The sequence below is a fragment of the Streptomyces sp. NPDC005485 genome, from assembly GCF_040606085.1.
Lineage (GTDB): Bacteria > Actinomycetota > Actinomycetes > Streptomycetales > Streptomycetaceae > Streptomyces.
This window is the reverse complement of record NZ_JBEXDZ010000007.1, coordinates 25,933-43,736: the sequence shown is the minus strand read 5'-3', so window position 1 is coordinate 43,736 and position 17,804 is coordinate 25,933. Positions and strand designations below refer to the sequence as shown.

14 protein-coding genes are annotated in these 17,804 nt (G+C 71.6%); 5 read left to right on the top strand and 9 right to left on the bottom strand.

The window, feature by feature from the left end:
* Nucleotides 1–13 precede the first annotated feature (13 nt).
* Nucleotides 14–313: a hypothetical protein gene (locus tag ABZS97_RS04495; protein ID WP_356133444.1), complete on the top strand. Its 300-nt coding sequence runs from the start codon at nt 14–16 to the stop codon at nt 311–313.
* 153 nt (nt 314–466) lie between these two features.
* Complete coding sequence (locus ABZS97_RS04490; RefSeq protein ID WP_356133442.1) at nt 467–1,594, top strand: NlpC/P60 family protein; 1,128 nt, start codon at nt 467–469, stop codon at nt 1,592–1,594.
* Here ABZS97_RS04490 and ABZS97_RS04485 read toward each other — a convergent pair.
* From ABZS97_RS04485 to ABZS97_RS04465, 5 genes are read right to left on the bottom strand one after another with little or no spacing between them, the layout of a single operon-like run.
* Nucleotides 1,567–2,820 (bottom strand): styrene monooxygenase/indole monooxygenase family protein, encoded by a 1,254-nt coding sequence (locus tag ABZS97_RS04485; RefSeq protein ID WP_356133440.1) that lies wholly within the window; start codon nt 2,818–2,820, stop codon nt 1,567–1,569. The genes ABZS97_RS04490 and ABZS97_RS04485 overlap by 28 nt on opposite strands.
* 48 nt (nt 2,821–2,868) lie before the next feature.
* The gene (locus ABZS97_RS04480; protein WP_356133438.1) at nt 2,869–3,507 is read right to left on the bottom strand and encodes an ATP/GTP-binding protein; all 639 of its coding nucleotides are present in this window, start codon (nt 3,505–3,507) and stop codon (nt 2,869–2,871) included.
* Nucleotides 3,488–3,886, bottom strand: a complete 399-nt coding sequence (locus tag ABZS97_RS04475; protein ID WP_356133436.1) for a DUF742 domain-containing protein — start codon at nt 3,884–3,886, stop codon at nt 3,488–3,490. The genes ABZS97_RS04480 and ABZS97_RS04475 overlap by 20 nt, the downstream gene beginning before the upstream one ends.
* Nucleotides 3,883–4,392: a roadblock/LC7 domain-containing protein gene (locus ABZS97_RS04470; protein ID WP_356133434.1), complete on the bottom strand. Its 510-nt coding sequence runs from the start codon at nt 4,390–4,392 to the stop codon at nt 3,883–3,885. Before ABZS97_RS04470 ends, ABZS97_RS04475 begins: the two co-directional genes overlap by 4 nt.
* A complete protein-coding gene (locus tag ABZS97_RS04465) occupies nt 4,389–7,181 on the bottom strand; it encodes a nitrate- and nitrite sensing domain-containing protein (protein WP_356133577.1) in 2,793 nt (930 codons plus the stop codon). The genes ABZS97_RS04470 and ABZS97_RS04465 overlap by 4 nt, the downstream gene beginning before the upstream one ends.
* Nucleotides 7,182–7,549: 368 nt before the next feature.
* On the opposite strand from ABZS97_RS04465, the gene ABZS97_RS04460 reads away from it, so the two are divergent.
* On the top strand, nt 7,550–8,335 hold the full coding sequence (locus ABZS97_RS04460) for a protein phosphatase 2C domain-containing protein (RefSeq protein WP_356133432.1): 786 nt from the start codon (nt 7,550–7,552) through the stop codon (nt 8,333–8,335).
* A 127-nt stretch (nt 8,336–8,462) separates the two neighbouring features.
* On the opposite strand, the gene ABZS97_RS04455 is transcribed toward ABZS97_RS04460, so the two are convergent.
* Nucleotides 8,463–8,954 carry a MarR family transcriptional regulator gene (locus tag ABZS97_RS04455; RefSeq protein ID WP_356133430.1) on the bottom strand — a complete coding sequence of 164 codons (492 nt, stop codon included), beginning with the start codon at nt 8,952–8,954 and terminating at the stop codon, nt 8,463–8,465.
* A gap of 278 nt (nt 8,955–9,232) precedes the next feature.
* On the opposite strand from ABZS97_RS04455, the gene ABZS97_RS04450 reads away from it, so the two are divergent.
* Complete coding sequence (locus tag ABZS97_RS04450) at nt 9,233–10,069, top strand: lysozyme (RefSeq protein ID WP_356133428.1); 837 nt, start codon at nt 9,233–9,235, stop codon at nt 10,067–10,069.
* Between the two features lie 19 nt (nt 10,070–10,088).
* Here the strand turns inward: ABZS97_RS04450 and ABZS97_RS04445 are convergent, their stop codons facing one another.
* The gene (locus ABZS97_RS04445) at nt 10,089–13,127 is read right to left on the bottom strand and encodes a COR domain-containing protein (protein ID WP_356133426.1); all 3,039 of its coding nucleotides are present in this window, start codon (nt 13,125–13,127) and stop codon (nt 10,089–10,091) included.
* Nucleotides 13,128–13,362: 235 nt separating this feature from the next.
* Entirely contained in the window at nt 13,363–15,789 is a 2,427-nt protein-coding gene (gene lon / locus ABZS97_RS04440) for an endopeptidase La (RefSeq protein WP_356133424.1), read from the bottom strand.
* Nucleotides 15,790–15,951: 162 nt separating this feature from the next.
* Between lon and ABZS97_RS04435 the strand changes: the two genes are divergently transcribed.
* Nucleotides 15,952–16,746 (top strand): GNAT family N-acetyltransferase, encoded by a 795-nt coding sequence (locus tag ABZS97_RS04435; protein WP_356133422.1) that lies wholly within the window; start codon nt 15,952–15,954, stop codon nt 16,744–16,746.
* 18 nt (nt 16,747–16,764) lie between these two features.
* Here the strand turns inward: ABZS97_RS04435 and ABZS97_RS04430 are convergent, their stop codons facing one another.
* Entirely contained in the window at nt 16,765–17,664 is a 900-nt protein-coding gene (locus ABZS97_RS04430; RefSeq protein ID WP_356133420.1) for a rhomboid-like protein, read from the bottom strand.
* Nucleotides 17,665–17,804: the final 140 nt, after the last annotated feature.

The window sequence follows — 17,804 nt, the reverse complement described above, 5'->3', positions numbered from 1 at the left end:
TGACACTGGTGCGGTGAAGCGAGAAGACACGCCCTTCGTGGGCGGCCCCCTGGACGGCCGCGTGCTGCCCGTACTGCTGGGCATCACAGGCCATCCCCCGAAGATCTACCGGGTCCCGGTTCCCGCCGCGGACGGCGGGCCCCCGACGGTCCTCGTCTACCGCCGCGTACAGGCGAAGCAGAGCGCGCGGCTCGGTCTTCACCAGGGTTGGAAGTACGAGTACGCCGCCGAAGGTGAAAAGGGCGCGGGGAAGGCCGGCAGCGGGCTGCGGTGGCCCTGGTCCAAGCCCGGCTCGGGAAGCTCGGCGGGCTGACGCACGGGCCTCCCCGTGCACGTACGTCCTCGCCCTCCCCCTGGACGAGTGAGCGCGTTACGCCGAACCGCCCACCCGCCAGGTGCGGACCGGCCCGGGGCCTGATGCTCGCCGTGCGGAGTGGAGGGGCCGCCCCGCAGCGGAGGTGATGGCGTGTCAGGAAGGCTTCTGCGTCTGGTGTGCACGGCGGCGGTGGCGGCCGGCGTGGTCCTCGCGCCCGGGCCCGCCATGGCCGTGCCGGAGCCCGAAGGGCGCTCGGTGAGGCAGTTGCTGACGGACCTTCAGCGGCTTTACCGGGAGGCCGAGCAGGCCAGTGAGGCTTACAACGCGACCGCCGAGAAGCTGAAGGAGAAGCGGGCCGAGGTCGCCGGAATCGATGCGCGGCTCACGAAGGCGAGGCTCTCGCTGCACGACAGCCGTGGCGTCGCGGGGCGGCTGGCGCGGCAGCAGTACCAGAACAGCAGCGAGATCTCCTCGTACGTCCGCCTCCTTCTCGCCCGTGATCCGCAGCACGCGCTCGACGAGGGGCATGTGATCCGGCAGCTGTCGCAGGAGCGGGCCGAGAGTGTCCAGCGGCTGGCCGGGAGCGAGAAGCAGGCCGACGCGCTGGCGCGGCAGGCCCGCAGGGCGCTCGACGACCGGCTCACCCTCGCCGAGCGGCAGAAGAAGCAGCGGGACGGCGTACGAAAGCGGCTGGAGGCCGTCGAGGAACTGCTCGCCTCGCTCAGCGCCGAGCAGCTCGGGCAGCTCGCCGCGCTGGAGCGGGCGGGGACGGCCGCCGCGCAGCAGAAGTTCGTGGCCTCCGGTGCGCTGAGCAGCGAGCGGGCGCCCTCCGAGGAAGGGGACGCCGCGCTGCGGTACGCCGTACGGCAGATCGGCAAGCCGTACGAATGGGGGGCCGAGGGGCCGGCATCGTACGACTGCTCGGGGCTGACCTCGCAGGCCTGGGGCCATGCCGGGCAGGCGATTCCGCGGACCAGCCAGGAGCAGTGGGCCGAGCTGCCGCGCATCCCGGTCGGTGAGCTGCGCCCCGGTGACCTGGTGATCTACTTCCCCGAGGCCACGCATGTCGCCCTCTACCTCGGCGACGGCATGGTGGTGCAGGCCCCGCGGCCGGGGGCGAAGGTCAAGGTCTCGCCGATCGCGGCCAATCCGGTGCTGGGCGCCGTCCGGCCCGACCCCGGCGGGGAGCCCGTGCGGCGGTACACGCCGCCGAAGCTCCCCCGCGGTGCCACGGACGGGTCGGACGAGGGCTACGCGCCGGTGACGGAGGCGAGGTAGGCCGCGGTCTTCTCGGGCTCGTAGAAGAAGTTCTCGAAGTCCGACGGGTCGTCGAAGCCGTTGGCGAAACGGTCGGCGACCGGCGGGAGTCCGCCTGCCGCGCCGATCAGGTTGAGCACGTGCTCCGGCGGGACCCCGAGCATGGCGTTCGTCCACTTCGTCACGTGCTGGGCCGTGTCCCAGTAGCGGTCGAAGGTGGCCTGCATCCACTCCTCGTCGAAGGGCTTGTCGCCCTGGTCGAGGATCGAGGCGAGGTACGCGGCCGCGCACTTGGCGGCCGAGTTGGAGCCCTGGCCGGTGATCGGGTCGTTCGCCACGACCACGTCCGCCACGCCCAGGACCAGGCCGCCGCCGGGGAGGCGGCCGATCGGGTTGCGGACGGTGGGGGCGTAGCGTCCGGCCAACGTGCCGTTCACGTCGGTCAGTTCGACCTTGGTGGCCCGCGCGTACTCCCAGGGCGTGAACTTCTCCATGAGTTCCAGGGTCAGGGAGAGGTGCTCGGCCGGGTCCTTGACGCCGTTGAAGACGTCCAGCGGGCCGCCGGGTATGCCCTCCCAGAACAGGATGTCGGCGCGGCCGGAGGTGGTGAGGGTCGGCATCACGAAGAGCTCGCCGACGCCCGGGACGAGGTTGCAGCGGACCGCCTCGTGCTCCGGGTGCTCGGGGCGGGGGCCGAGGCCGTGGACGTAGGCGACGGCGAGGGCGCGCTGCGGTTCGCTGAAGGGGGACCGCTCAGGATCCCGGCCGAACATCGAGACCAGCTCGCCCTTGCCCGCCGAGACGAGTACGAGGTCGTAGGTGCGGGAGAAGTAGTCGAGGTCAGAGACCGCCGCGCCGTGTATCACCAGCTGGCCACCGCGCTGCGCGAACGTCTCCAGCCAGCCGGCCATCTTCACGCGCTGGTCGACCGACTGCGCGTACCCGTCGAGCCTGCCCACCCAGTCGATCGCCCGCTGGGTCGGCCCCGGGTCGTGCGAACCGGGGGCGGCGACCGAGACGCCGAGTCCTTCGATCTTCGGGGCCTGGGACTCCCAGAAGTTCAGCTGGAGATCGCGCTCGTGCTGCAGGGCCGTGTCGAACATGCACTGTGTCGACATGACGCGCCCGGAGCGGATCTCGTCCGCCGTCCGGTTCGACATCAGGGTGACCTCGTACCCGTGCGACTGGAGGCCGAGGGCGAGCTGGAGTCCGGACTGGCCGGCTCCGACGACGAGTATCTTCCGCATGCGGGTCCCTAACTCTCCGTGCGACGTACGACGTACGACTGTTCGCGACTATTCGGGGCTCACGTCGAGCGCGTGTCCCACCAGTGCGAGCAGGGTCTCGACGGCCGAGATCCTGCGCCGCGCGTCCATGATCATGACAGGTATGTGTGCGGGCACGGTGAGCGCCTCACGCACGTCCTCCGGCTCGAACCGCTCGCTGCCGTCGAAGTGGTTGACGGCGACGACGTACGGCAGTCCGCAGCTCTCGAAGTAGTCGAGTGCCGGGAAGCAGTCCGAAAGACGGCGCGTGTCGGCGAGGACCACCGCGCCGATCGCCCCGCGCACCAGGTCGTCCCACATGAACCAGAACCGCTGCTGGCCCGGCGTACCGAAGAGGTACAGCACCAGGTCGTCGTCGAGCGTGATGCGTCCGAAGTCCATGGCCACGGTGGTGGTCAGTTTCCCCGGTGTGCCGGTGAGGTCGTCGGTGTCCTCGCTGGCCTCGGTCATCAGCGCCTCCGTCTGGAGGGGCGTGATCTCCGAAACGGCGGTGACGAGCGTGGTCTTGCCGACGCCGAAGCCGCCCGCCACCACGATCTTCGTGGCGATCGGGGCGCGCGTGCGGTCGGTCTGCCAGGCCCTGAGGCTCTCCTCCTCGTCGAGGAGCGGGGCGACGCCCGGGGGGACGTCAGAGACGGCGGAGTCCACTCAGCACCCTTTCCAGCAGAGCGCGGTCCGGCTGTCCCGGGCCGTGACCGGTTCCGTACACACGGATCTTTCCCTGGTCCGCGAGGTCGCTGAGCAGCACCCGGACGACGCCGAGCGGCATCCTCAGCAGTGCGGCGATCTCCGCCACCGTGCGCATCCTGCGGCAGAGTTCGACGATGGCCCGCATCTCCGGCATCACCCGGGTGTTGAGCGAGCCGTTCGTCAACTCCTTGCGCTCGTCCGGGGCTTCGAGCGCCGCCACGAACGTCTCGACGAGCAGGACGTGGCCGAAGCGGGTGCGGCCGCCGGTGAGCGAGTAGGGCCGTACGCGGGCGGGTTTGCGGTCACTGCCCCGTATCGGAAGCTTCGGCGCGCTCATCGGCCACTCCCCGCCGTCTCGGTCTCGGTCTCCAGTGACCTGCGCAGCTCGCTGCGGAGTTCGGGGGTCAGGACGTGTCCGGCGCGGCCGACGAAGAGCGCCATGTGGTACGCCACCACGCTCATGTCGCAGTCCGCGGAGCCGTGCACCCCGAGCAGCGAGCCGTCGCTGATCGACATGATGAACAGGCTGCCCTCGTCCATGGCGACCATCGTGTGCTTGACCCCGCCGGAGTCCATCAGCCGGGCGGCGCCGATGGTCAGGCTGCCGATGCCGGAGACGATGGTGGCGAGGTCGGCGGAGGAGCCGCGCGGGCCCGTGGGCCTCTCGTCCCGGGCCGCCCGTGCCTCCTCGTTTCTTCCCGGGTCGGAGGAGAGCAGCAGCAGTCCGTCGGAGGAGACCACCGCGACCGACAGCAGGCCCGGCACCTCCTCGACGAGGTTCGTCAACAGCCAGTGCAGATTGCGGGCTTCACTGCTCAGTCCGAAGGTACTGGGCGCGGTCAACTGCTTGCCTCCTCGACAGTGCCCCCCGATGGTTCTACGTCCTGTGCCGCGTTCCGTGCCGCGGGCGCCTTTGTCTCCGCGGTCTTTTCGGCGATCTCCGCCTCCACGTCGCGGCGGCCCTCCTTGGCACCGTGGTGGAAGCCGCCGAGCCTGCGCCGCAGCGCCTCGGCGTCCACGCCCCCGGCGCGCGGCCTGGCCGCCGGCGCGGGTGCGGAGATCTTCGGGGTGCGCTTGGGCAGGCCCTTGTCGGTGACCCGCTGCTGCGGTTCCGGCTCCTCGTGGGCCCGCTCGTGGGCGTCGGGGCCTATGGCGTACGGGTCGCCGGTCGCCTGGGCGGGGAGGTTCACCTCGGGAGCGGGGTCGGGGCGGGGAGCGGACCGGGCCCGGTCCTCATCCTCTTCCCCGGCCTCCGCAGTGGTCTCCTCGGCCGGGAGCTCCGGTACCAGAAGCTCCATCGTGGTCTCGGGCGTCACCTCGGGCGTCGGCTCCGGGGCGCCGGGTTCGGCGGACTCGGTGGGCTCCGTCTCCCGTACGGCCTGCTCGGCCGCCGCGATCAGCGGATCCCGGGTCGAACGGCCGTACAGGACATTGGAGTTGACCTCCGCGTCCGCCCCGGGGAGCGTCAGCGGGAACGTACCGTCGCCGATGACGACCGATGCCGCCGGGGGAACTGCGGTGCCGGGCGCGGCGGGCAGCATGCCCTCGGGGAGGACGACGACGGCCGCGATGCCGCCCTGCTTCTGCTCGCGCAGCTGCACCCGGACGCCGTGCCGGTGGGCGAGCCGGGCGACCACGTACAGGCCGAGCCCGAGTCCCTCGCCGCTCTCCTGCTCGTAGGCGTCCTCGGGATCGAACTCCGCGAGGCGGGAGTTGAGCCGGGTCATCCGCTCGGCGGTCATCCCGATGCCCTCGTCCTGCACGGAGAGCATCACCTCGCCGTTCTCCAGCAGCCACCCGGAGACCTCGACCGAGAGGTCGGGCGGCGAGAACGAGGTGGCGTTCTCCAGGAGTTCGGCGAGCAGATGGCTGAGGTCGTCGGCGGCGAAGCCGGCGAGGTGGGCGTGCGGCGGCAGCGTGGCGATGCGGACGCGCTCGTACCGCTCGATCTCGCTGACCGCGGCCCGTACGACGTCGACGAGCGGGACGGGCCCGGCGTGCTGCTGGCCGTGCTCCGCGCCGGCGAGGACGAGAAGGTTCTCGCTGTGACGGCGCATGACCGTGGCGAAGTGGTCGAGCTTGAAGAGCGTGCCGAGGCGGTCCGGGTCCTGCTCGCGCTCCTCCAGGCCCTCGATGACGGCGAGTTGCCGCTCGACGAGGCCGAGGGTGCGCAGCGCCAGGTTGACGAAGGTGCCGTGGATGCTGCCTCGCACCTGCGCCAGGTGGGTGGCGGCCTCGGCGAGTTCGGCGCGCAGCTTCTCGCGTTCGTCGGCCATCAGCTGACGCTGGCCGATGAGGTGCTTGCGGTCCGATTCGAGGGTCGCGAGCCGCTCGTGCAGGCCGGCGGCGTGCGCGTGCAGCGCGTTGACGGAACGGACGACCTGGGCGAACTCGTCGTTGCGGCCGGTGAACTTGACCGGTTCCTCGGCGGCCGGGTCCTCGGATCCGGCCAGCCTGGCCGAGCCGCGGCGCAGCACGGACAGCGGGCGGGTGAGCGTACGGGCCATGGCCATGGTGACGCCGGAGGCGACCAGCAGCAGGGCGCCGATGAGGGCGATCCGGATCTCCAGCGCGGTGACGTCGTCGTCGCGCAGTGCCTCCAGGTCCCTGGTGCGGTGGTCGTTGAGGGAGGCCTCGGCGCCGCGCATCAGCTCGACGCGGGCGGAGAGCGCCGCGTCCACCTTCTTCGTGCCGGTGCCGAGTTCGTCGTCGGAGAGCTTCGGCTGGTCGGTGAGGGCCGCGAGGTACTTGTCGGCGGAGTTGACGTCGGGGCCGGTGACCGTGGAGTCGTACGAGGACCGGGCGGCCGTGGGCGCGGTCTCGTGGAAGTCGGCGAGGGCCGCGTCGGAGCGGAGGCGGGCCTGCTGGGCGGCGGCACTGAGCGCGTCGCGCTGCCTGGTGTCGGCCTCCGACGAGGTGGTCGTGGTGGCCGGCAGACCGGTGATCGGGTCGATGGTGGTCTGCGTGGTGCGCGGGATGCTCAGGGCCGCGAGGAGCAGTCCGCGGGCGGCGGCGGCCTGCTGGACGGCGGAGTCGAGTTCGGCGACGGCGTGCGCGCCGGAGCCCGCGCGGGGCGGCAGCTGCTCGGCCAGGTCCTCGGCGAGGGCGTGGAGTTCGGTGATGGTGGCGGAGTACGCCCGATGCGCTTCGAGAGCGGTGCTCTTGCCGGTGAGCGCCGCTCTGCGGACGGCGGCGATGGTGTCCAGGTCCTTGCGGAGCGAGGCGGGCGCGTCGGTGTCCGCCCGCAACTCCTCGACCTGCCGGTCGACCCGGGCACTGCGCTGCTCGGCGGGCGCCTTGGCCTTGGACCTGCCCGCCGCGATGTACGAGGTGACCTCGTCGCGCTCGTCGGCGAGGGAGTGCGCGAGGGTCAGCGCCTCCTGCGTCCGCTGCGCGAGCGTCACCAGGTTCTGGGAGTCGTTCAGTTGGCCGGCGGCGGCCAGCACCGTGGGGGCTCCGGCGCCGGCGATGGCGGCTGCCACCACGGCCACGGAGACGATCAGCCGATTGCGCACACGGGCGGGGCGGCGGCCCTTGCCTGCGGGGTTCTCTCCCGTGGCGCCCGGCTTGCGCCCGGCGCTTCCGTCGGAGGCCGTCTGCTTGCCTGTGCGCCGAGGCCGCATTTTCTGCACCGGTGCTCGCATTCCTGACTCGTGTACCCATGGGCCCGGGTGACGTTCCGTCAACCGGTACGTCCTCCCGGTACGGCTCCCGACCCTCCCAGTGCCGGTGGGCAGTGGTCCTGCATCGCCTGGCCCGCCACCCGAAGGAGTGAACATCGGACGGGAGTTGGCGGGCAAGTTCCGCCGGCCCGTGCAGCGGCCTTGCGCGGCGGGCCGGTTGGACGTCGGCGATGTGCTTTGGCAGTATTCGCCGCCACGCTTCACCGGAGTCGATCATTCCATGCCAAAACCGGCGGCTGAGCTGCTGGTCTGCACCTGTTCGGCAACCGTTGCCAGCCTTTCGTGGACCTTGTGAAGGGCTCGTGCAGACTGGCCGGATGCGCACTGAACTCGTCTCGGAGCCCGGCGACCGGGCCCGCCCCAATGAGGACTTCGCATCGGTCGGGCTTCCCGCCTCGGGACAGGGCGGCTCGCTGGTCGTGCTGGACGGCGTGACCCCACCGGCGGACGGTTACGCGTGTCTGCATTCCGTCGCCTGGTTCGCCTCGCGCCTCGGCGGAGCCCTGACCGAACTATCCGTTTCCCGCCGGGATCTCCCGCTGTCCGCGGTGCTGGCGGAGGCCATCCGCCGCACCGCCGACGCCCACGCCGATTCCTGTGACCTTTCTCACCCGCGTACGCCTCAGGCAACCGTGGTGCTGGTCCGCTGGTCCGCCGACACCGTCGAGTACCTGGTCCTCTCCGACTCGGCGCTCCTCGTCCAGTCGGCGGACGGCGCCGTCACCGCCGTACTGGACGAGCGTCTGTCCCTGCTCCCCCGCGCCTCCCTCGCCACGGACGCCATCGCCGACACGACGGTCCGCAACAAGGAGGGCGGCTTCTTCACCGCCGCCGCGGACCCCTCGGTCGCCTCCCGCGCGGTGAGGGGCACCCTTCCGCGTGCCGAGGTGCGCGCCCTCGCCGCCCTGACGGACGGCGCCGGGCGCTGGGTGGAGAAGTTCCGCGAGGGCGACTGGAACGCGTGCTTCACGATCGTGCGCAAGGAGGGCGGGCAGGCCCTGATCGACCGCGTACGCGCGCTGGAACGCGCCGACACCCGGCGGGTGCACCTGCGGCGGAGCAAGACCCACGACGACGCGACGGTGGTGTTCGTGGAGCTGTGAGGGGACGGGTGGCGGACTCGGTGAAGTCCGCGCCGTCCGCGCCCTGAAGGGGCGCGGGGAACTGCGCGACCAGCCACGACCGGCCCGCAGACGTCCGACGGCCGGACTCGAAATATCCAGCGGAGCGCTACCGCTCCATCCTGGTGTTCAACTGATGCAGCAGCCGGGCCAGTTCGGCGACCTCGCCGCGGTCCCAGCCGGAGAGTTCGCTCACATACCGGGCGCGCCGCGCGTCGCGGGCGGTGCGGAAGCGGGCGCGGCCCTCCTCGGTGAGGCGGACGAGCCAGGCGCGGCCGTCGGCGGGGTCGGGCTCGCGGGCGACCAGGCCCAGGTCCTCCAGCGCCCGCAGCTGGCGCGACATGGTGGCCTTGCCTACGCCGATGTAGGCGGCGAGCTCGGTGGCCCGCTGGGCGCCGCACTCCTCCAGTCGTACGAGCAGTCCGTACGCGGAGGACTCCAGGTCGGGGTGGACCTCGCGGACCATCTCGCCGGAGGAAGCCCGGGCGCGCCGCAGGAACACGGTCAACTCGCGCTCCAGCGACAGGAATTCGTGGTCCACACCACTTCCCGGCGCCTCGGATTCGACACGCGGCCCGCCGCCGTTTCCGTCCTCGTGCACGTCAAGCCCCTGACCCGGTTTCCCGATCCTGAAAGTTTCTGCCAAAAGTCGCCATTGCCGCAGCTCCGCCAGTATTTCGCAGGAGTAGACCAACGGCAGCCGCCGGGCCCTCTTCCCACCTGGTCTTCTACGTGCGTAGCTTCTTTATCAGGCAATCACTGGCATGCCCACGCCATCGACAAGTCGATGAGGTCCTGACCCCCCACAGTCGGCGCATGCCCCCCAGCGTCCCCCCACCGAGCACCATCGCGCACCACCGAGCTTCTCGGAGGCATGTCATGCCTGTGCACAGATCCGGAACCGGAACGGACCGCCGCTCGCGTGCCCTGCGGCGGCTTCCCGCGGTCGGCATCCTGCTCGCCGCCCTCTCCCTGCTGTTCGCCCTGCCCGCCCCGGCCGCCGACACCCCCGCCCGCGGCTCCGCCCGCATGGGCATCGGGGTCATCGCCCACGACGGCCGGGGCGGCCTGCCCAGCAGCGGTGACGCCACCCAGACGGAGGGCGTGGACGTCAGCGCCTACCAGGGCAACGTCGCCTGGTCGACCCTGTGGAACAGCGGGGTCAGATGGGCGTACGTGAAGGCGTCGGAAGGCACGTACTACACGAACCCGTACTTCGCGCAGCAGTACAACGGCTCGTACAACGTGGGCATGATCCGGGGGTCGTACCATTTCGCCACCCCGGACACGACGAGCGGAGCCACCCAGGCCAGTTACTTCGTCAGCCACGGCGGCGGCTGGTCCAGGGACGGCAGGACCCTCCCGGGCGCCCTCGACATCGAGTGGAACCCCTACGGTGCCGCCTGCTTCGGCAAGTCGACGAGCGGCATGGTCAGCTGGATCGCCGACTTCGTCAACACCTACCACTCGCTCACCGGCCGCTACCCCGTGATCTACACGGCCACCAGCTGGTGGACCCAGTGCACCGGCAACTACGCCGGCTTCGCGGCGAACAACCCGCTGTGGATCGCCCGCTACGCCTCCGACCCGGGCACGCTCCCGGCGGGCTGGGGCTACTACACGATGTGGCAGTACACCTCGTCCGGCCCGACCGTCGGCGACCACGACAAGTTCAACGGGGCGCTGGACCGGGTGGTGGCGCTGGCCAACGGATAGCCGCCAGGTGCTCCCGGGTTCACGGCGCGGCGGGCTGTGGTTCACCGTCCGCGCGCGGGCCCGGGAGCACCGGTGTGCCGCCGGGAGCGGTGAGCCCGGCCGGCCCCGCGGGCAGGTAAGGGCGGGCATGCTGCGCGCAGAGCCAGAGCGTGTCGCCCTCCGGGGTGACGACCTTGTTCAGGTCTCCCCAGCGCCGTTCGGGGTCGAGGCTTTCGAGCAGCGCGTGCATGGCCCGGAAGTCCGAGTCGAACTCGGCCCGGGTCAGCGAGCGCAGCCCGTCCAGCTCCGGAAGCTCCTCGCCGGGCACCGCGTCGACCAGGACCTGCATCAGCTTGATGTCGTCCTTGAGCTGCTTGTTGAGCTCCTCCGCGGCGACGTCGAGCACCGCGCCGGCCACCGGGACGGCAAACCTCAGCACCTTCAGGACCGTGCGCGCGTACGGCAGGAGTTCCGCGACCCGCTCGGAGGTGGCCCGGACCTCGTAGGGCTCGTGGCCGGGCGCCGGGTGCCAGGCTCCCGGTGCCTCGCAGTACAGCCGTAGCTGGAGGACCCGGACCGGCGTCAGGCGCAGTGCCCTGCGCCGTTCCACCCGGGTGACGGAGAGGAGGGTCGGACAGCTCACCTCCTGCGCCGTGCGGTCGCCGCGCCAGGTCGCGAGGGCCACGCGCTGCTGCTCGGCGGCGATCGCGGTCCGCTGCGCCTTCGCCAGTTGCAGTTCCTCCAGCAGGTCCGTCTGGCGTACCGCCTGGTCCTGGCCCTGCTCCTGGACCATGACCTGCAGTCTGCGCACGGCCTCACGGGTCTCCCTGGCCAGCTCCACGGACCGGTCGGCCGAGGGTGACTCGATGCCCTGGAGCAGCAGCCGGACGTCGTGGTCGTCGTAGTCGACCGGGCACTCCACGGTGTCGCGGGGCGGTGTCCGCGTCAGCCGGTCCTTCAGCTGCGCGTGCGGGAACTCGTGGGTGCAGCCCGCCCCACCGGCGAGCCTGCCGGGACAGGGCACGAGCCGGGTGATCTCCAGGCCCGGATAGCGCTGGAGCGTCTGTTCGAAGCCGTCCTTGAGCACGGCGAAGAAGTCCTGCGGGTAGGGGCCGCGCACCTGCAGCTCGGCCGTCTTGGTGAGGCGGTCGACCGTGATGAGCGCGGTGTGCTCGCCGTCCTCGGTGGACTGGCGCAGCAGCGCGCCGGTGCGCCAGTGCAGGCCCTGGGTGAACCGGTGCTCGCGGGCGATGAACCAGGTCGGGATGCCCGGTGGCACGGTGTGCATCCGGTAGCGCAGCCGCAGTTCACGGTGGTGGCGCAGCGCCGCGGCCGCCCACTCCGCCTCGTAGGCGGGCGGGTCGAGGGGGAGCAGTTCCACGACGAGGCTGTGGGCGCCGACGTCGGTGCGGTAGGAGAGGTCGAAGCGCTCCATCATCGCCACGAAGTGCTGGCGCAGGCTCGGATCGAGGTCCCGCCACAGCTGGGCCTGATGCTGCCTGGTGAACAGGGCACGGTTCTGGCGCACGCCGCGCGAGTCGAGGACACGGCTGATGTATCCGGTCACCCACTGCGGGCGCAGTACGGCGATGTCCTCCAGCTCCGGGTCGTCGGCGTACGCCAGGATGTCCCCGAGGCTGTTGAGGGCCGCCCGCAGGCCGCGCTGGTGGTCGGGGTCGCGGACGCCGTACGCGGCCAGCAGGTCGTCCAGTTCGGCGGGCGTGACGTGGTTGCGGCGGTCCGCGCGCACCGCTTCCGAGGCACGCAGCCAGGTGCCGGGCCACCTCACGCCCATCAGGGGCAGCCGTGAGGCGCGCAGGGCCAGGCACTCGACGACCTTGTCGATTCCCTCGCCGGTGCAGCTGTCGGCGGTCAGCGAGTCCACGATCATGCCCGGGTACGCCGACTGCAGCTCGGCCAGCGGCAGTTCGGCGGGGCGGGGTCCCAGATGGGTGGCGACGAGCACCACGGGTGCCCGGGGCGCCCTGGCCTTGATCATGTCCAGCCAGTAGTAGAGCTTGCTCGCCTCCCAGCCGAGCTGGGCGTCCCAGACGAGGACGAAGAGCGAGCGGTCGGTGAGGAAGAACTGGTGGGTGGCGTGGTAGATCTCCTGGCCGCCGAAGTCCCAGGTCGCCAGGTTCATGGTGACGTGGGCGTGGGCCGGGTCGGGGTGCGGGAGTTCCAGGGTGTCGACGTGCAGGCCGTGGGTGCTGCTCTCCTGCGGGTCGAAGCGATCGCCGCGCACGGCCTTGAGCAGCGAGGTCTTGCCGGAGCGGCCTTCGCCCACGACGACGATCTTGGAGGACCACTGCGGAACGGGGGCCCGGGCGCGCTCCCGGAGGAAGGCGAGGAGGGTGCCCGTGCCGGCCGAGACCACCTCGGGGGGCAGCGCGGTCAGGGGGTTCGCGTCCAGCCGGAGCGAGGCGAGCCCGATGAGGGAGCCGAGGGAGTCCGGCAGGTCCCGCAGCTCGTTGGCGTCCACGACGAGTGTGGTGAGGGCGGTGAGGTCGCCGAGCCAGTCCGGCAGTTCGGTCAGCTGGTTCGCCCTCAGGTACAGGTTCCTGAGCCGGAAGAAGCGGCGCATGGAGTCCGGCAGCGAGGTCAGCCGGTTGTTGCCCAGGTCGATGCCCTGGAGCCGGCTGAGACTGCCGAACGACTCCGGCAGCTCGGCGATCTTGTTGAAGTCCAGGTTGACGGAGGTGAGTGCGTCGAGGTCGCCGATCCACCAGGGCAGTTCGGTGAGGTCGTTCTGGCTCAGGTCGAGCGAGGTCAGCGAGGCGAGACCACGGACCGCCACCGGGAGCGTGCGCAGACTGCACTGGCGCAGATAGAGCGTACGCAGGGAGGTGAGGTTGCGGACCGAATGGGGAAGCGTGCTGATCGGGTTGTCGCTCAGGAGGAGCCCGGTGAGCGAGGTGAGTTCACCGATCCGGCCTGGCAGAGTCGTCAGCCGGTTGCGGGACAGGTCGAGCATCCTCAGCCTGGTGAGTTCGCAGACCTCCTCCGGCAGCGAGGTCAGCCCCATCTCGCTCAGGTCCAGGTTCCCCGACTCCCGCGCCGCGGCGATACGTGCCGCCACAGCGCCCTCCATGAAGGCCACCACGCACCCGACTCCCGAACTTCCCCGCCCGACCCCGACACTCCCAGTGTGGCGATCCGGAGCCCCGCCGACGTGCGCGTTCCCCTATCGGGGGAACCGTTCGAGGCGCTGTTCGGCGTTTCCGGGGCGGTGTCGGGCCGTCCGGAAAGCCGGGTGGCCCCCGCCCGGAGCCTCAACTCCTCGGCGGGGGCCACCCTTTACCGGTGAACGTCCGTCACGCGGCCACCGGAACCTCCGTGCTCGCGCCGTTCGTCGCCGGGGCGAGGGCCAGGTCCAGGACCTGGCGGACGTCCGTGACGGCGTGCACGTCGAGCTTGGCGAGGACCTCGGCGGGGACGTCGTCGAGGTCGGGCTCGTTGCGCTTGGGGATGATGACGGTGGTCACGCCGGCCCGGTGCGCGGCGAGCAGCTTCTGCTTGACGCCGCCGATGGGCAGGACACGGCCGGTGAGGGAGACCTCGCCGGTCATCGCCACGTCCGTGCGGACGAGCCGTCCGGACAGCAGCGAGGCCAGTGCCGTCGTCATCGTGACGCCCGCGCTCGGTCCGTCCTTCGGGACCGCGCCCGCCGGGAAGTGGATGTGCACACCCCGGTCCTTCAAGTCAGCCACGGGGAGCTCCAGTTCGGCGCCGTGACTGCGCAGGAACGACAGGGCGATCTGTGCGGACTCCTTCATCACGTCGCCCAGCTGGCCGGTCAGCGTCAGGCCCGCCGCCCCCGTCTCCGGGTCGGCCAGCGACGCCTCCACGAAGAGGACGTCGCCGCCCGCGCCGGTCACCGCGAGACCGGTGGCGACACCGGGCACCGCCGTACGGCGCTCGGCCGGGTCCTGCGCGGACTCGGGCACGTGGTGCGGCCGTCCGATCAGGTCGCGCAGCTCGCCGTCGGTCACCGTGAACGGCAGTTCCCGCTCCCCCAGTTCGTGCTGGGCCGCGACCTTGCGCAGCAGCCGCGCGATGGCCCGCTCCAGGGTCCGTACACCGGCTTCCCGGGTGTACTCACCGGCGAGCTTGCGCAACGCGCTCTCGTCCAGCGTCACTTCGGCCTTCTCCAGACCGGCACGCTCCAACTGCCGCGGCAGCAGGTGGTCCCGGGCGATGACGACCTTCTCGTCCTCGGTGTAGCCGTCGAGCCGGACGAGCTCCATACGGTCGAGCAGCGCCTCCGGGATGGCCTCGAGGACGTTTGCCGTGGCGAGGAACACCACGTCGCTCAGGTCGAGTTCGACCTCCAGGTAGTGGTCGCGGAAGGTGTGGTTCTGGGCGGGGTCGAGGACTTCGAGCAGGGCCGCGGCCGGGTCGCCGCGGAAGTCGGAGCCGACCTTGTCGATCTCGTCGAGCAGGACCACCGGGTTCATGGACCCGGCCTCCTTGATGGCGCGGACGATACGGCCGGGCAGCGCGCCGACGTAGGTACGCCGGTGGCCGCGGATCTCCGCCTCGTCCCGCACGCCGCCGAGCGCGACCCGCACGAACTTGCGTCCCATCGCGTGGGCGACGGACTCGCCGAGCGAGGTCTTGCCGACGCCGGGCGGCCCGACGAGCGCGAGCACGGCGCCGCCGCGGCGCCCGCCGACGACGCCGAGGCCCCGGTCGGCGCGCCGCTTGCGCACCGCGAGGTACTCGGTGATGCGCTCCTTCACGTCCTCCAGACCGGCGTGCTCGGCGTCCAGGACGCGCTGGGCGCCCGTGATGTCGTACTCGTCCTCGGTCCGCTCGTTCCAAGGCAGTTCGAGGACGGTGTCGAGCCAGGTGCGGATCCAGGAACCCTCGGGCGACTGGTCGCTCGAACGCTCCAGCTTCTCGACCTCCTTGAGCGCGGCCTCGCGGACCTTCTCGGGGAGGTCGGCGGCCTCGACGCGGGCCCGGTAGTCGTCGGACTCCTCGGCGTCGGAGGAGTCGCCGTTCAGCTCGCGCAGCTCCTTGCGGACGGCTTCGAGCTGGCGGCGCAGCAGGAACTCGCGCTGCTGCTTGTCCACGCCCTCCTGTACGTCCTTGGCGATGGACTCGGCGACGTCCTGCTCGGCGAGGTGCTCGCGCAGCTGCTCGGTGGCGAGCTTCAGCCGGGCGACGGGGTCCGCGTTCTCCAGCAGTTCGACCTTCTGCTCGATGGAGAGGAAGGGCGAGTAGCCGGAGTTGTCGGCGAGCGCGGAGACGTCCTCGATCGCCGTGACGCGGTCCACGACCTGCCAGGCGCCGCGCTTGCGCAGCCAGCTGGTGGCGAGTGCCTTGTACTCCTTGACCAGTTCGGTGACATGGCCGGGCAGCGGGTCGGGCACGGTCTCGTCGACGCGGGTGCCCTCGACCCAGAGCGCGGCACCGGGGCCGGTGGTGCCGGCGCCGATCCGCACCCGGCCGCGCCCGCGGATCAGCGCGCCCGGGTCGCCGTCGGCGAGCCGGCCGACCTGCTCGACGGTGCCGAGCACGCCCGTGCTCGCGTACGTGCCGTCGATGCGCGGCACCAGCAGCACCTTGGGCTTGCCCGGCGTCGACCGCGCGGCGGCCTGCGCGGCCTCCACGGCGGCGCGTACGTCGGGGTCGTTCAGGTCCAGCGGCACCACCATGCCGGGCAGCACGACCTCGTCGTCGAGCGGCAGCACGGGCAGGTTGAGTGACGTGGACGGAATGGACTCGGCAGCCATGATCTCCCTCTCGACAAGCAAGTTGAGCTATACGCACTCAATGCTTGTGAGCCCCCGAATGTTCCCCCAGGGGCGTTCGCTGTGAGCGATCACGTCCGCCAGGCTCTCCCGCACCAGGAAAACCAATGTCCCCACCGCCTTTATGCCCCGTACGGTCACCGCGTGACAGACAAAGCGATCCTCCTCGCGGCCTACGACGACCAGATGCGCGGCGCCCCTCCGCACCCGCCCGCCGGAATCACCCACGAACAGGACGGGCCGCTGCTCAGGATCGTCGGCCAGTTCCGCGGCTTCGTCAGCGGGCCGCGCGACCTCGGGGTGCGGGGCGCGGAGTTGGACGGGCTGATCGCCCGGCAGCGCGACTTCTTCGCCGCCCGGGGCGAGGCGGTGGAGTGGAAGACCCGTGGGCACGACCGCCCGGCCGACCTCACCGACCGGCTGCGGGCCGCGGGGTTCGTGCCCGAGGAGCGGGAGACGGTGCTCGTCGGTGCCGCCGAGGACATGGCTGTACGACAGCCCGCCCTGCCGGCGGGTGTGGTGCTGCGGCAGGTCACGTCGGACACGGACATGCACCGGATCGCCGCCCTGGAGACGGCCGTCTGGGGCGAGGACATGAGCTGGCTCGCCAAGGACCTGATCGGCCGGGTCGCCGCCGCCCCCGACGAGATCGCCGTGTTCGTCGCCGAGGCAGCAGGTGAGGTCGTCTCGGCGGCCTGGCTGGTCTTCCGCGCGGGGACGGAGTTCGCCGGACTCTGGGGCGGTTCGACGCTGGCCGAGTGGCGGGGCCGGGGCATCTACCGCGCCCTCGTCGCCGTCCGCGCCGAACTCGCCGTCAACCGCGGCGTGAAGTACCTCCAGGTGGACGCCTCCGACGACAGCTCCCCCATCCTCCAGCGGCTGGGCCTGCACGCGGTGACGACCACGACGCCGTACGTCTGGACCCCACCGGGCTCCTGAACCGGCAGCCCGCCCGCCTCACAGGGCGTCAGACGGCGGGGCCGACGCGCTGACGACGCGGGAGCGCATACGGCGGCCGCGGCGCACCAGCGGCCAGGTCGCGACGCCGATCGCCAGGGCCGTCAGATGGCCCCAGTTCGTCATCGGGTCGGTGAACGCGAGCAGGTCGTCGACGAGCATCGCGCCGAAGGCGGCGAGTACCGGCCAGCGCAGCCACGGTGTCAGCAGCCCGGCCAGGGCGCCCACGCTCGCGGCGACACCGAAGCTGATGCCGTAGTCGAGGCGGTGCAGGGAGCTGTCGGGAAGGTGGCCCACCCATACGGCGACGCCGACCGGGATCTCGGTGGCGAGGGTGGCGAGCACATGCCCGAGCAGGAAGACGCCGGCCGCGCACCGGGCGCCCGTCCGCCGCTCCAGGGCGGTGAGGACGAGCAGGAACACGATCGCGTACGACGAGGTCACGCCGCCCACGATCCACAGGGCGCTGGCGGGCAGGACGAGGACCGGGTCGCTCAGGAGGTGGGCGACGTCCGTGCTGGAGCCCTGGCGCAGGGAAGCCACGAGCGCGGGGTCGAGGTGCTCGGAGACCACCGAAATGACGGCGAGGACGGCGGCGTAGAAGAAGGTGAAGGGCGTGCCCGTGGGGCTGGGCAGCAGCCGCCAGGGGCGCAGCGCGCGCAGCCGGGCGAGGGCGTCGGCGGCGCAGGGAACCGGACTTGCGGTCAGCGCGTCGGCGGCGCAGGGAACCGGACTTGCCGTCGGGGCCTCGCCCGGGCCCGGTGTCGCGGTGTCCGTGGGCCCGATCGCGGCGACGGGTGCCGTCGCACGCTGCCGTGGGATCCCGTCCAACAGCGGGAAGGGCGGCGCGTCCTCGGCGGGTTCGGCCGTCGCGGGCGCGGTCCGGTGCGCGATGTTCAAGGTGAGGCGCTCCTTCCTTCGCCCCCCACCTTTCGTTGTCCCGCGCGTCGCTGTCTATGACCTCCGCCACGCGAGACCCGATTCACAGCAACCTCCAAGGGTTTTTTCGCGTCCGGACACCTCCGGGTGACCGGCCCGAA

Excerpts from the sequence above, each read along its gene's own strand:
- ABZS97_RS04485 (WP_356133440.1), bottom strand. The coding sequence starts at position 2,820 with ATGCGGAAGATACTCGTCGTCGGAGCCGGCCAGTCCGGACTCCAGCTC.
- ABZS97_RS04475 (WP_356133436.1), bottom strand. The coding sequence starts at position 3,886 with ATGAGCGCGCCGAAGCTTCCGATACGGGGCAGTGACCGCAAACCCGCC.
- ABZS97_RS04460 (WP_356133432.1), top strand. The coding sequence starts at position 7,550 with ATGCGCACTGAACTCGTCTCGGAGCCCGGCGACCGGGCCCGCCCCAAT.
- ABZS97_RS04450 (WP_356133428.1), top strand. The coding sequence starts at position 9,233 with ATGCCTGTGCACAGATCCGGAACCGGAACGGACCGCCGCTCGCGTGCC.
- lon (WP_356133424.1), bottom strand. The coding sequence starts at position 15,789 with ATGGCTGCCGAGTCCATTCCGTCCACGTCACTCAACCTGCCCGTGCTG.